Source organism: Methylobacterium sp. Leaf99, assembly GCF_001422375.1.
Lineage (GTDB): Bacteria > Pseudomonadota > Alphaproteobacteria > Rhizobiales > Beijerinckiaceae > Methylobacterium.
This window is the reverse complement of the sequence record NZ_LMMU01000012.1, coordinates 28,965-42,234: the sequence shown is the minus strand read 5'-3', so window position 1 is coordinate 42,234 and position 13,270 is coordinate 28,965. Positions and strand designations below refer to the sequence as shown.

Annotated in this window: 15 protein-coding genes and 1 tRNA gene; 8 read left to right on the top strand and 8 right to left on the bottom strand. The window is 69.1% G+C overall.

Annotation, left to right across the window (positions count from 1 at the left end):
• Positions 1 to 888: 888 nt before the first annotated feature.
• Genes ASF28_RS19900 through ASF28_RS19870 form a run of 7 tightly spaced genes read left to right on the top strand, consistent with a single transcriptional unit; the run spans position 889 to position 3,452 of the window.
• A complete protein-coding gene (locus tag ASF28_RS19900; protein WP_056096912.1) occupies positions 889 to 1,119 on the top strand; it encodes a hypothetical protein in 231 nt (76 codons plus the stop codon).
• Positions 1,112 to 1,429, top strand: a complete 318-nt coding sequence (locus ASF28_RS19895; protein WP_056096909.1) for a hypothetical protein — start codon at positions 1,112 to 1,114, stop codon at positions 1,427 to 1,429. Before ASF28_RS19900 ends, ASF28_RS19895 begins: the two co-directional genes overlap by 8 nt.
• Positions 1,426 to 2,076 (top strand): hypothetical protein, encoded by a 651-nt coding sequence (locus ASF28_RS19890; protein WP_056096907.1) that lies wholly within the window; start codon positions 1,426 to 1,428, stop codon positions 2,074 to 2,076. The genes ASF28_RS19895 and ASF28_RS19890 overlap by 4 nt, the downstream gene beginning before the upstream one ends.
• Before the next feature lie 11 nt (positions 2,077 to 2,087).
• Positions 2,088 to 2,516: a hypothetical protein gene (locus ASF28_RS19885; RefSeq protein ID WP_056096904.1), complete on the top strand. Its 429-nt coding sequence runs from the start codon at positions 2,088 to 2,090 to the stop codon at positions 2,514 to 2,516.
• A complete protein-coding gene (locus ASF28_RS19880) occupies positions 2,513 to 2,785 on the top strand; it encodes a hypothetical protein (RefSeq protein ID WP_056096901.1) in 273 nt (90 codons plus the stop codon). The genes ASF28_RS19885 and ASF28_RS19880 overlap by 4 nt, the downstream gene beginning before the upstream one ends.
• Positions 2,782 to 3,192, top strand: coding sequence for a hypothetical protein (locus tag ASF28_RS19875; protein ID WP_056096899.1), 411 nt, complete (start codon positions 2,782 to 2,784; stop codon positions 3,190 to 3,192). The genes ASF28_RS19880 and ASF28_RS19875 overlap by 4 nt, the downstream gene beginning before the upstream one ends.
• Positions 3,189 to 3,452, top strand: a complete 264-nt coding sequence (locus ASF28_RS19870) for a hypothetical protein (RefSeq protein WP_056096896.1) — start codon at positions 3,189 to 3,191, stop codon at positions 3,450 to 3,452. The genes ASF28_RS19875 and ASF28_RS19870 overlap by 4 nt, the downstream gene beginning before the upstream one ends.
• Here ASF28_RS19870 and ASF28_RS19865 read toward each other — a convergent pair.
• Both ASF28_RS19865 and ASF28_RS19860 read right to left on the bottom strand, forming a co-directional pair.
• Positions 3,447 to 3,800 (bottom strand): hypothetical protein, encoded by a 354-nt coding sequence (locus ASF28_RS19865; RefSeq protein ID WP_056096895.1) that lies wholly within the window; start codon positions 3,798 to 3,800, stop codon positions 3,447 to 3,449. The genes ASF28_RS19870 and ASF28_RS19865 overlap by 6 nt on opposite strands.
• An 81-nt stretch (positions 3,801 to 3,881) precedes the next feature.
• On the bottom strand, positions 3,882 to 5,402 hold the full coding sequence (locus ASF28_RS19860; RefSeq protein WP_056096892.1) for a tyrosine-type recombinase/integrase: 1,521 nt from the start codon (positions 5,400 to 5,402) through the stop codon (positions 3,882 to 3,884).
• Positions 5,403 to 5,520: 118 nt separating this feature from the next.
• On the opposite strand from ASF28_RS19860, the gene ASF28_RS22770 reads away from it, so the two are divergent.
• Positions 5,521 to 5,616 (top strand) — tRNA-Met (locus tag ASF28_RS22770).
• 497 nt (positions 5,617 to 6,113) lie between these two features.
• Here ASF28_RS22770 and ASF28_RS19855 read toward each other — a convergent pair.
• From ASF28_RS19855 to ASF28_RS19830, 6 genes are all read right to left on the bottom strand, one after another.
• Complete coding sequence (locus tag ASF28_RS19855) at positions 6,114 to 6,713, bottom strand: hypothetical protein (RefSeq protein WP_056096890.1); 600 nt, start codon at positions 6,711 to 6,713, stop codon at positions 6,114 to 6,116.
• A gap of 33 nt (positions 6,714 to 6,746) precedes the next feature.
• On the bottom strand, positions 6,747 to 7,934 hold the full coding sequence (locus ASF28_RS19850; protein ID WP_056096888.1) for an MFS transporter: 1,188 nt from the start codon (positions 7,932 to 7,934) through the stop codon (positions 6,747 to 6,749).
• 35 nt (positions 7,935 to 7,969) lie between these two features.
• Positions 7,970 to 9,019: a threonine aldolase family protein gene (locus tag ASF28_RS19845; protein WP_056096885.1), complete on the bottom strand. Its 1,050-nt coding sequence runs from the start codon at positions 9,017 to 9,019 to the stop codon at positions 7,970 to 7,972.
• 130 nt (positions 9,020 to 9,149) lie between these two features.
• Positions 9,150 to 10,760: an ABC transporter ATP-binding protein gene (locus tag ASF28_RS19840; RefSeq protein WP_056096882.1), complete on the bottom strand. Its 1,611-nt coding sequence runs from the start codon at positions 10,758 to 10,760 to the stop codon at positions 9,150 to 9,152.
• Between the two features lie 2 nt (positions 10,761 to 10,762).
• A complete protein-coding gene (locus ASF28_RS19835; RefSeq protein ID WP_056096881.1) occupies positions 10,763 to 12,184 on the bottom strand; it encodes a M20 family metallopeptidase in 1,422 nt (473 codons plus the stop codon).
• Between the two features lie 59 nt (positions 12,185 to 12,243).
• The gene (locus ASF28_RS19830; RefSeq protein WP_443189757.1) at positions 12,244 to 13,212 is read right to left on the bottom strand and encodes an ABC transporter permease; all 969 of its coding nucleotides are present in this window, start codon (positions 13,210 to 13,212) and stop codon (positions 12,244 to 12,246) included.
• Between the last annotated feature and the right edge of the window lie 58 nt (positions 13,213 to 13,270).

The following is a 13,270-nucleotide window of genomic DNA, read 5'->3' as shown; positions in this document are numbered from 1 at the left end:
ACGGCGGGATCGCCGTCAAGCTGCGAGGTGCACTATCCACAACGAGAAAGGGCCCCCGGTGAAGGGAGCCCTGCTCGTAGTCCGCACCCCAGATGGAGTGAACCGTGGTCGAATGACCAGCGGGGGTCTTCGTAGGGTCTGTCCTCCCTAGACTGGGAGGGATCGTGAACCAGAGGCTAAGAAAGTCGCGTTGGTTGGTTTGCCCGACAACGTGCCGGCTGACCTCAAGATAGCCAGCCCGCCGCCCCCGTCAATCGCCTCGTGCCGCCTCGGTTAACGCCGGGCTGGATCATCGCCTGGTCGCTGCGGAGACTTCTCGAAGGATCGATTCGAGGGGACCCCAGTGGGCACAGGTTGGCACGTACCGGAGCAAGGCGGCCCGCCCGGGATCGAGCCCGGCTTCTACGCCGAGGATCAGGCGGCCCTCGACGCGCTGCTGGCCGATCCGACGACCGAGCACGCCTTGGTCGCCCCGGGCGCGCCGTCGCCGCTCGTCCACGGGCAGCGCGCCCGCGTGGCGACGCCCGAGCAGGCTGAGGTCCTCCGGGCGCACGAATCGCGGCCTGCGCCCGCCGGCATCCATCCTGCCCGTACGATCCCGTTCAACGACCTGATCAGGGGTCTGGAGCGCGCTCGGTCCGCCGGCCTCGTCAGTCGGAAGACCTGCCAGGACACGGGGCTGATCCTCTACTGCTACACGCAGCGCTGCGTGTACGACCACGGCTGGGATGCCTTCACGCTGCTGGCCCGCGGGCTGATCATCGACCCATTCCGTGGCGCCGTGGTTGCGACGCCCTTCCCGAAATTCTTCAATCAGGCCGACGAACAACCTGCTCGACGGCTACGGCTCGTCCGCCGCCCTCGGCCGCGTGATGGAGGCCGCCTGATATGGCCGACCTGTCGATCTTCAAGCCGGACCTCAAGGGCCTGCTCTCCCTCGAAAAGCGCGAGCTCGCCCGCCGCGTCCTGGAGCTCCACGACGAGCTCGTCCGGGAGCGCGCCCGGCGGGAGGAGGCGGAAGCTCAGATCCGCGTGCCCTCATGGGAGAGGGGCTTCGTCAAGGACACCGGCCGCGCCCGGGACGCCGACCTGCCGGCCGTGGGGTCCTTCCATGGCTGAGAAGCACACCACAACGTCCGGCATCATCATCGGAAGCGCGACCTGGGAGGCGTTCGTCGTCGGCCCCATGGCGCGCGATGCCCTCGGCGCCATCGGTCATCGGTCCGACGTGGAGGCGATCCGCATCGAGGCGGCGGGCGGCGAGTACACGCTCAATCGGGAGCCAGTCTCCAAGTCCGACGCGGACCTCGTCTTCAACGCCTGGCGCTGCGACCCGAAGCGGTTCTCCGAGGACGCGAGCGAGAAGCTGATCGAGCACATGCGCAGGGCCATCACGGTCAGGCGGTTGCTGGGAGGAACGGCGGCATGACCGAGGCTTGGGCTGGGCGCACCTTCCGCAACGCGGCGCCCCTGACGCTGCGAGGGGACAACCCCGTCGACGGCTACTCCGCGGAGGACCTGCGTGGGCATGGGTGGGCGCCGGGCGGGTACATGGGCACCTGCCAGGACTGTGTGGAAGTCCACGTCGGTGGCGACAAGCGGTGCCGGCGATGCCGGGCGTGCGCGATCAAGGCCCTGGAGGCTTCCCGCAACCGTCCGAGATGGCAGAGCGGGCACAAGGGGATCCCGACCGACCGTCCGGTGTGGGCGTACTTCTACTGGAGCGGCAGCAGCGAAGACGAGGACATCATGCTGCTGCACGGCATCTCGGACGAGGGCGGTGAGGTGTTCACCGTCCAGCACGAGAGGGTCCGCGACTGGGACCGGTACGGCCACGTCATCTGCTGGATCGACGTCGAGGAGCGCCCGGCGCTCTCCGTCGAGGCGGTCGACGCCATCGTGGCTGCCTTGGCCGACCAGCGGAGCATCCACTGGTCCTGCGCCGACCACATCGTCGAAGACTGGCTGCACCAGACGGCCCTGCAGGCGGTCGTCGACGGGCACCGGGACGCCACGCGAATCGCGGCGGCCGCGCTCAAGAGCCGCGAGCTCGACTTCTCCCGGTACTACGGCTGAGGGCGACGACCATGTTCTCATCGAAGCTCGAAACCGCCGCGGTCGCTTGGCGCGAGGCCCGCATGAAGGCATGCGCGGCGCCCGTCGAAGGGTTCGTGAAGGACAAGAAGGGCGACAGCATCGCGGTGCCGAACCTGCAGGTCTGGACCGACCTCGGCGCCGCGGAGACCACCCTGAGCGAGGCGGTGGTGGCCCATTTGGCGAAGGAGGCCGAGTTCGCCCGGCTGGAAGCGCGCCCCAAGCTGTTCGTCATCCATGGCTGGATGCATCACGCCCCGCACGAGGAGGAGGCGTGCACCCTGGAGGAGGCAGTCCAAAGCGCCAAGGCGGCGAACGACTGGGGGTATTGGTTCCCGGAGAAGATCTGCACGGTCGCCGGCGAACTCGTGCTTGCCGAGGCAGAGCTCTACGAGCGCATCTGGGCTGAGGACGCGGCATGACCGAGTGTGGGTTCTGGTGGGCCTCGGTCGAGAGACGCGAGCCGCAGGTCGTCGAGGTCTCGGAGAGCCACGGCATCAAGTTCGTGTTCGCGACCGGGAACGACGTCGACCTCAGCGAGGCTGACGTGCGCCTGATCGAGCGGGTGCTCCCGGCCGGGCGCGCTGCGGCCGCCGTCGATAGGCTGGACGAGATCGCCGGCGAGTTGTGGCCATGGCGCGTGGTGGAGGAGATCTCCGCCATCCTGCTGATCGAGGAGAGTGGGGCATGACGACCGATGCGGCCGCGCTGGCCAAGATCGAGGGATGGACGTCCATCTGTGGCGACAAGCCGGAGGTCCTCGTCCATGAGCTCGCTGAACTCGGGTTCGTGATCATGCGCCGGTCCGAGATCGATGCCCTGGCTGATGCCATGTGGCAGTGCCTCGACGACATGGGCGCACAAGGCCAGGGCGTGTGCCTCGCCTCGAAGGCCAAGGCCCGGGTCGCCTACGAGCCATTCCGGGTCGACGCCGATGGCGAGGAGGCGCCCGTCGACTACCCGCTTGAGGAGGCCGAGCGCACCCTGGAGTGGATACGGGATGGACTTCGGCACGAGCTCATCCGGCCCGTGACGGTCCTGCCGTGGTCGGACGAGGCCGTCTCGCCGCTGATCAAGATCGATGGAGGCAAGGCATGACCAAGTCATCCGACGTCGCCGACTGGATCTCGGAGAACGTGGCGCTGTCCCCGCCGGGCGCCTCGGTGCGCCTGTCCGGCTACCAGCGCGCCATCGTCGAGGCCATAGCGGACCCGGCGGTGAAGGTGCGATTCCCGACGCCGGCGGAGATGTGGCGGGCAGGCCAGCGCACGGAGGCGGCCCACCTTATGCTGTGGGCGGCCCTGCAAGGGCGAGGACGTCTTGCTCTGCGAGCGGACGCCGGTTGCCTCGGCCTATGAGTGGAGGGTTCGGCCTTCGCCGAACACCTGCCATGCCGCATGCGCCTCGGCCTTCTCGCGGAACATGACCGGGACGCTCACGAGATCGATTTCCTCGCCGGGCTCCCTGCGCTTGTCGAGGATCGCCTGACCCTTCAGGACGGCCACGCCGTAGCCGCCGATGTTGTGCTTGGTCGGGTCCGGTTCGGGCCAGTAGCCGTACACGACGTCCCCGTTGGCCATGAGGATGTTCAGCGCGTCGGCCGGGATGGGCTCCTGGGCGATCATGCCGATGTTCGCCTTGGCCGGCTCGATCATCTCGGCGAGGTACGAGATGAGCTCGGGGCTCTCAGGGGTATAGCGCTTCATGATGGTGTCCTCCGGTGATGGGGACACCATGCAGGCCGACCCGTCGCCTTTGATTGAATCCAATCGATCAAATACGACGCATCAGGCCGCTTTTGCCTCGCGTTCGGCGGCGGCCTTGGCCTTCTCCTCGGCTTCCTTCGCAGCCTTCAGCGCAGCCGTTTTGGCCTTGCCGGCGGCCTCGTTCTCGCGGCGCCGGCGCGTGATGTCCGCCCGGAGCGTCGACAGGTCCGGGAGCACCGTCGCCGCGACCTGCTCGTCGACCCAGGCGCACCACTGCTCCATCACGGGCGCCTTCTGGTCGAGGCGGTCGTCAGCCGTGTAGTGCCGCTCCAAGACGTCGTCGCTCCTGATGCCCTCGTTGTGATCGAGCACGAGTTTCACCGTGTCGCGGGACACCCGGAACTCGTGCTGCAGGGTCGTTGACAGGCAACGCCGCAGGTCGTGCGGGGACGCCTTGATCCCCAGGTCGATGAGCCTGTGGTTGATGGCGGCGTCGGACATGTGGCCGAACGCATCGCCGCCCGCCTTCTTCGGGCGGATCTGGGGGAACAGGTACGGCGAGCCGCCGGTCCGGCGTAGCTGCTCCTGGATGCGGGCCCACAGCGCCGGCGGAAGCGGAACGATGTGCCGGTGCTTGTCCTGGCGCTTCGCCGCGGTCTTGCGGTGGCTCGGGCCCATCGACCACACGCCCCAGCCCGGCATCTCGATCCAGTCGACGAAATCGACGGTCAGGGCGCCGGCGACGGGACGACGGCGCTGGCCGGTCGCGATGAGGAGCTCCAGCGACATCGAGACCGAGCGGTCGAGGATGCCGGATCGCGCGACCGCGACCGCGGTCCCGACCTCGGCCGGCGTCGCGATGTAGGTCCCCGGCTCCTTTCCGTTCGAGCGGACCTTGGCCTCGGTCGAGCGCTCGGGCGCCTTCAGGCCCGCCATCGTCGTCGTGACGCCGGAGAGGTGCTGCCGCCGGTCCTCGGCCATGTACCCCCAGAAGGGGCGCAGGACGCTGGCCAGGTGCTCGGCATGCCGCTCCCGACCGCTCGCGTGGATCTTGTCGACGATGACCGCGAGCTCCGACCGGGTGATGCCGCGGACCTGGCGATTGGCGAGGACCGCGAGCTCGGGTTGCCCGAGCATCACCCGGTAGTCGTTCCAGGTGTCGTGGCGGCGGATGCGCTTCACCTCCGCGAGGTACGATTCCCGCGCCTCCTCCCAGCGCCAGTTCAACAGGTGCGGGATCTCGGCCTCGAACGCCGCGACCAGGGCGGGGTCGCGCTGCGGCCGGGCATGCGCCATGCCGAGACCGACGTACTGGTCACGGAGCCACTCCTCACCGAGCTCGGCATGGGGCGAGTTGAGGGCCTTGCGCGCCGCCCCGGCGATGCTCCGGGCCTGCTCCAGATCGAGGATCCCCGGCACGCCGATCTTCAACCGCATCGTCCGGTCGCCCCTCTCGAACTTGAGGCCCCAGCTTGGGCCCCGCGGCTTGATGCGGAGGATGAGGCCGGGCGCCCCCTTGTCGATGACGTCGTAGGGGGTCACGCCCGCCTTCGCCTTCGCCACGTGCTTGTCGACGGATTGCTGGGTGAGGGTGACGGCCACGGGCTACTCCGACGAACAGGGGCGGAACTGGGGCGGGGACTCTGGGGCGGGGTTCGGCCTGGTCGCAAGAGGGGAAACGGTGTCATGGTGAAGACCGGCAGCGCCATCAGGGGGTTATGGCGGGGTCGTCAGGGCCTGAAAACGGGGGCGGAGTGCCTAGACACTTGGAATCATAATCCTTGTGTCGGGAGTTCAAATCTCTCCCTCGCTACCATGAATTTAGCCCGCTAGGTCAGTGACTTAGCGGGCTTTTTCGTGGGCATTTAACCCTGTGAACGTGTTGCAGGCGAGCGCAACACGACCCGTGGTTTTACAACGGGTTACGACCCCACGTAGGCTGGTCCATGCAACACGGATGGAACACGGGCGGGCGTGGGATGGTGGACAGTCCGAGGCCGAAGAAGGCTGCGATAGGCCCCCGAATTACCGGCACGGCCGAGCCGTCCTGCCTCTTCCCTGACGAAAACGAGATCGCCCATTGCGTACTCGGCAAGGGCCGGACCCGCATGTGGCCTGGACTCGCGCACGTGCTTGAGCGCCGTGGACTGCCTCGGATCGATCCACAGTTCGGCGGTCGGTACTGGCCGAGCGTGAAGGCCTTCCTTGACCGCATGCAGCGCTTAGAGGCGTTTGACCCAGACGATTCTCCCGGACCGGCCTCTGCCCCCGGCCTTGGAAGCCGGGGACGCACCGGAGGAGTGAAGCCCCGCGCTACCCCCTGAGCCGAAGTGCGCCGGGAATGGCCTCCGAGATCGACCCACGCCCTTTCGCGGCACGACCAGCCATCCGCGCCTCCATCTGATCGCTGATCATGTCGATGTCGATCCTCGGGCCGTTGGCGCCTTCCGTCTGCGACACGGTCGTCCCGGCAGGCGCGCCATGCAGGTGCACCTCGGTCTTAGTGTTCATGTTCGCCGGCGGCTGCGAGAGGGTGACGGGGATACGCCGCCCGTCCGGCAGAGGGACCGCAGCCTCCGGCCCGGCCTCGCCGAAAATCGACGGCTGATTGGTAACGCCGCCGCCGGCGTATTTCGGGAGAGGACTGCCCCCGCTGAACAGGGTTTCGATTCCGCCCTTGAAGCTGCTGCCGTCGGACGAGTTCCCTGCGGCTCCGCTGAACAGACTCCCCAGGAGACCCGTGCCCGAGGTGCCGGATTTCCCGAACAGCGATTCGCTCAGGCTGGTGGCCGCCAGATCCAGCATGCGATCCCGTACCCGGCCGAGGGCGTTCGTGAGGGTGTCGAGCGCGGTGGTGCCCTTCGACACGTTCGTGAACACATCGCGGCTGATGCTGCGAATTACGCTGTGCACCACGTCTGTCAGGACACGCCAGAAAATTTGGGCTCAGCCAATTGTCGATGATCCGGGCAGCCTCATCAAGAGCCGAGCGGTGACAAGGCCGAGGACGGCGATGGTCACCGCGCAGAGGGCGAGCGAACCGAACTGCCCGAGGGTCTGCAGCGCGCCGCCGAGGATCGCGACGCCGAGCGCCTGGCCGCAGAAGAACGAGAAGGCGTGCAGCGCCACCGCCGATGCGCGCGCCGTCGGCGCGACCTCGGTCACCTGCACCTGAAAGGTGTTGTGCAGCATGTAGAAGCCGAGGCCGAGGCCGATGAGCGCGAGGCAATCGATTTGCCAGCGGCCGGCGAGGCCGATGACGAGGAGCGCTCCGGCACAGATCGCCCCGCCGGCGATCAGCATCCGGGAAAGGCCGAGGAAGCGCAGGAGCAGCCCCACGGAGGCCGAATAGAGCAGGCCTCCCGCCGCGAAGCCCGCGAGGGCGAGACCGGCTTCGCGTGGACCACCCTCGCCGCGGGCCTCGATCAACGGCGCAAGGTGCGGGAAGATTCCAAAGACCGCGATCGCCTCGACGAAGACTGCGGCGAAGAGCACGCGGGCCCGGGGGGTGGCGAGGATCGTCCGGTAGCGAGTGATGGCCGTGCGGATTTCGAGGCGGCGCGGCGCCGGGGCGGCTTCGCGCTGGAAGCCGAAGAGGGCAGCGCCGCAGCCCAGGGTGGCCACTACCGCGGTGGTGCCGAAGACGCCGTGCCAGCCGATCTGTCCTTCTATGAGACCCGCGAAGGTAGAGCCCGACAGCTGGCCGAGAATCACCGCGACGAGAAATCGACCGATGGCGACCTGCCGTCGCTCGAATGGAATCCGGTCGCCCATCAGCGCCAAAGCCAGGGGAACCACGCCGCCGGCGCTGGCGCCTGCGAGGACGCGCAACCAAAAGAGGGTCGTGATTTCCGTCGTGACGGCGCAACCGGCCAAGGCCAACGCCAGGATCCCAAGGCAGATCGCGATGATGCGCTCCTTGCCCAGGGCATCACCGACCGGGCCGAGAATCGGTTGGATCAGCGCGTAGGGCAGCGCGAAGGCGGTGGATAGCAGGGCGACCGTATGTGGATCGCTGCGTAGGTCGCGGGCCAGCACGCCCACGAGCGGCTCAATGGAGCGGCCTGCGAAGGTGCTGGCAAAGCCCGCTCCCGCCAGGATCAGAATGAGACGGGTGATCGAGGACTCAGCCAACGGCTTCGTAATCCTGTTTGCATCTCGTTCGGGGTTCACCGACCGATACCCTGCAAAAGGCGCTGGGCTTCAGCCCGGATCACCGCGGCCGCCCGGAGGATGCTGGCCTCATCGATGTCGAGATGGGTCGTCGCGCGGATCTCATACGCGCCAATCGCCCGCACCCTGACCTGCTGCAGCAGGCAGGCCGCCGCGAAATCCGAACCCGTCACCCCGAGGGGTTCCACGGAGAAGCACAGGATGTTGGACTGGGCCGCTCCCGCGCCGATGGCGAGACCGGGTGCGTCCGCGATCAGGTCGCGCAGGTGTCGCGCATGGGCATTGTCGGCAGCGAGCTGGTCGAGGTGGTGATCGAGGGCGTAGAGCCCGGCCGCCGCCAGGATGCCCGATTGGCGCATGGCGCCACCGAGCCGGTACTTCCAGCGCCACGCCTCGGCGATGAAATCCCGGTCCCCGCACAGCACGGCGCCGACCGGGCAGCCGAGGCCCTTGCTCAGGTCGATCCAGGCGCTGTCGAACCCGTCCGCGTAATCCTTGGCCGGGACGCCCGTGGCGGCGACCGCGTTCAGGAGCCGGGCCCCGTCGATATGCGCCTTCAGTCCGTGCCGATGGGCGATGTCCCGGATGCGGCGCATATCCGCGAGCGCCCACACGGAGCCGCCGGAAAAGCTCGTGGTCTGTTCGATGGAGACCAGGGCAGAGCGCGGCGCCGTTCGGGCCGGGGGACGGATGGCGGCCTCGAACGCCTCCGGCGTGTAGACCCCCGCCGCCGTCTTCAGGGGCGCCACGGACACGCCCGCGATGGCCGCCGAGCCTGCCGCCTCCGTGTTGTAGATGTGGGACTGATCATCGACAACGATCTCGTCCCCGGGCCGCGTATGGACCAGGATCGACACGAGGTTGCACATGGTGCCGGACGGCATGAGGACGCCCGCCTCGCAGCCCAGCAGGTCTGCAACGCGCGCGCACAAGGCGAGCGTCGACGGGTCCGAATCGGACTGCTCGTCCCCCACCTCCGCCGCCGCCATGGCGGCGCGCATGCCCGCCGTCGGCCGCGTCTGGGTATCGCTGAACAAGTCGATCATCGGCCCGCCCGATCTTCATTCCTTGGGACACGGCGGCCCATACCCCGAAGGCCGGATGCGCGCGAGGCGGAGATGGGACCATGGGTCGCCGTCCGCGCCCATCCACGCGAGAGGGCGGGCCGACGCGCGGTCAGGGCCGCAGGGCCTGCACGCCCGGCACCGCCGCGAGGAGCGTACGGGTATAGGCATGATCCGGCTGCCGAAAGAGATCGGCGGTGGGGCGCATCTCCACGATGGCGCCGCGATGCATCACGGCGATCCGATCGCAGATCTTGGCGGCGACCCGCAGGTCGTGGGTGATGAACAGCATCGCGAGGTTCAGACGCTGCTTGAGATCTTCGAGAAGGTCGAGCACCTGCGCCTGGACCGAGACGTCGAGGGCGGACACGGCCTCGTCGGCCACGAGCACGTCGGGCTCCATGGCGAGCGCCCGGGCGATGCCGATGCGCTGGCGCTGTCCGCCGGAGAACGCGTTGGGGTAGCGCTCACCGGCGCTGGCCGAGAGGCCGACGAGGTCGAGGAGTTCACGTGCCCGCTCCCGCGCCACGCGCGCCGGGACCCCGTGTGCAATGGGCCCGGCGGTGAGGATCTGCTCGACGGTCCGGCGCGGGTTCAGCGACGCGAAGGGGTCTTGGAAAATCATCTGGATGCGGTGGCGCTCAGCCCGCAGGTCCCGTGCCCCCAGGGCCGTGTAGTCCAGGACGCCAAGGCGCACCGTGCCCCGGTCCGGCTCGACCAGGCGGATGGCGAGGCGCGCCGTGGTGGACTTGCCGGAGCCGGATTCGCCGACAAGGCCCAGGGTCTCGCCGCGCCGGACGTCGAAGGCGACCTCCTTCACGGCCTGGACCACGCGGGGCCTGCCGAACAGCCCACTGCGCGTGCTGTAGGTCTTGGTCAGGCCGATGGCGGAGAGGGCCACGGGCGCGTCCGCGCGGGATTCGCGAGGCGGCGGCACGAGGCTCGGCACCGCCGCGAGGAGCGCCCGGGTGTAGGGATGCTGCGGGTTTCCGAGGACCGTCTCTGCCGAGCCCTGTTCCACGAGCCGGCCGCGCTGGATCACGGCCACGTGGTCGGCGATGTCGGCCACCACCCCGAAATCGTGGGTGATGAACAGGACGCTCATGCCCCGGCGCTGCTGCAATTCGCGGATCAGCGTCAGGATCTGCGCCTGGGTGGTGACATCCAGGGCCGTGGTCGGTTCGTCGGCGACGAGGATCGAGGGTTCGAGGGCCAGCGCCATAGCGATCATGGCGCGCTGGCGCTGGCCGCCGGAGAGCTGGTGGGGATAGGCGCGCACGATCTGGGCGGGATCGGGGAGGCCGACCTCGGTGGCCAGCGCGATGGCGCGCACCCAGCGCTCGGCCGGGGTGAGGAGGTTGTGCGCCTCGAACATCTCGGCGATCTGGTCGCCGATGCGCATCACCGGATTGAGCGCCGTCATCGGCTCCTGGAACACCATGGCGATGCGGCGGCCCCGCAGGGTCCGCCAGCCCCGCTCGTCCAGGGTGATAAGATCCAGGCCCTCGAACTCGATCCGGCCGGCTGTCGGCGTCAGGGCCCGGGGCAGCAAGCCCGTGAGCGCATAGGCGCTCATGGACTTGCCCGAGCCCGACTCGCCGACGACGCAGAGGATCTTGCCCGGCATCAGGTCGAGGGACAGGTCCTCGACGGCGTTCGGACGGTCGGCGCCCTTGGGGAGGGCCAGCGTGAGGTTCCGGATGCGGATGACGGGCTCGGTCATGGTCAGGTCTCCCGCTGAGCTGTGCGTGTCGCCAGAATGCCGGACCCGGTCTCGCCGAGGTCCCAGAACAGCCCGGCCATCAGGCCCAGGGCCTCGCGGGAGGTCGAGCCGAGGAGGTGCTCGTCCGGCCCGTGCTGGAGGCAGGCCGGGTAGGAATGGGGCACCCAGAGGGTCGGCAGGCCGAGGATCTCCGAGAAGGCGTCGTTGGGAAGCGAGCCGCCGAGATTGGGCAGCAGCGCCGGGCGCTTGCCCGTGCTCTCTGCAATGGAGGCGAGGGCCCAGCCGACCCAAGGGTCGTCGACGGGAAGCCGGGTCGCGCGAAACACCTCTGTGCGGGCAGCCCTCAGCGCGACCATGGGAAAGCCGCGGGCGTCGAGGTGGGCGCGGACCGCCGGCAGGATGCCTTCCCAGTCGGTGCCGACAACGAAGCGCAACTGCAGCGTCGCCTTGGCCTTGGACGGCACGGCGTTCAGGGGGCCGTCGGGATCTCCGGTCTTGAAGGCGAGCACTTCGAGGGTGTTCCAGCCGAAGACGCGCTCGGCGGGCGACAGGCCGGGCTCGCCCCAGTCCGCGTCGATCTCGGGCGCCGTCGGGTCGCTGCCGACGGTGATGTCGGAAAGCGCCGCGCGCACGCCCTCGGGGATCGGCGGCGGGCGCAGGGCATCGAGGAGGATGGTACCCCGCCCGTCGACTAGGGTGGCGATGGCGTTGGCCAGCACCGTTCCGGGATTGCGCAGGAGGCCGCCCCAGTTGCCGGAATGGTGGCTGCCCTCGCGCAGGTCGAGGTCGAGCTCGAAGGTGAAGCCGCCGCGCGAGCCGAGGAAGACGGTCGGGCGCTCGGCGCTCACCCGCGGCCCGTCGGAGGCGATGAGCACGTCGGCGCGGAGCGCCGCGGCCTCGGCCCGGCAGAGTTCGCGCAGGCCCGGCGAGCCGGCTTCCTCGCCCATCTCGATGAGGAGCTTGGTGTTGAAGCCGAGGCGCCCGTCGCGCGCCGCGATCACGGCGTCCAGCGCACCGAGGTTGAGGATGTGCTGGCCCTTGTTGTCGGCGGTGCCGCGGCCGTACCAGCGGTCCCCCTCGATGACGATCCGCCAGGGATCGAGGCCCGCGCGCCACTGCTCGGGGTAGCCGCGCACGGTGTCGCCGTGCCCGTAGATCAGCACGGTCGGCAGCGCGTCGTCCTCGTGCCGGGTGGCGATGAGGAACGGACCGTGGATGCCGTCCGGATTGTCGTGGATGCGGCCGGTGAAGCCGAGGGGCGCGATCGCCGGGACGAGATAGTCGGCGAGGTAGGCGTGCAGCGCCGGCACCTGACCCGTGGTCTGGCTCTCCGTGGGCCGTGCGACGGCGTCCTGCAGGGCGGCGAGGAATCCGCCCTCGTCGTAATGGCGCGTCGCGTGCGCGATGGCATCGTGTCGGGACATGGCATCGTGTCGGGACATGGATCCTCGGGTTCCGGTAGCCTGGAGGGGTGTCGAAGGGCTCAGCGCCGGCCCTCGGGCGCGGTGATGTCGCGCACGCCGTCACCGAGCAGGTTGATGCCGAGCACGAGAACCAGCAGGGCGACCCCCGGGATGGTGATGACCCAGGGCTGGAAGAACATGTACGGCTTGCCCTCCGCGATCATCAGGCCCCACGAGGGCAGCGGCGGCTGGACGCCGAGGCCGAGGAACGACAGGGCGGCCTCCAGCAGGATCGCGTGGGCCATCTCCAGGGTCGCCACCACGATGAGCGCGTTGAGGATGTTGGGCAGCACTTCCTGGAACAGGATGCGGGCATTCGAGAAGCCGGTGGCGCGGGCCGCCGCGATGAAGTCCTGATCGCGGATCTGGCGGGTCGCCGCGCGGGTGACCACGGCGAAGCGGTCCCACAGCAGGAAGCCGAGCACGAGCACCACCACCTTCAGGGAGCCGCCCACCAGGGAGGCCATGGCGAGCGCCACGAGGACCACCGGCATGGCGAGCCGCGTGGTGACGACGTAGCTCACCACCGCGTCGACCCGGCCGCCGAAATAGCCGGCGCAGATCCCGAGCGTCGTTCCGATGACGCCTGAGATGACCGCCGAGGCCAGACCGATCAGGAGGGAGATCTGGCTGCCGTAGATCAGGCGGCTCAGGTAGTCGCGCCCGAGCTTGTCGGTCCCCAGAACGTGGTCCCAGGTCCCCTTCGCGTTCCAGATCGGCGGGATCAGCCGGCGCGAGACGTCCTGCGCGTAGGGATCGTGCGGTGCGATGAGCGGGGCGGCCAGCGCCGCCAGGACGATGACGCCGAGGATGCCCGCGCCGATGAGGAAGCCGCCGTGGCCGAGGCCGCGCCGGAGCGCCAGCGCCGTGGGCGAGCGCGCCGTGGCCAAGGGCTCGGCGAGGGGCTCGGCCGGGGACGGGGCGGGACCGCGCGAGGCCAGGAGCGGCGGCGCCACGAACTCGGGCGTGGCGATCGACGCCGTGGACATCAGCGCATCGGACGTCAGCGCATCGGACATGGGCGTCCCCTGTCTGCCGGGATGGGAG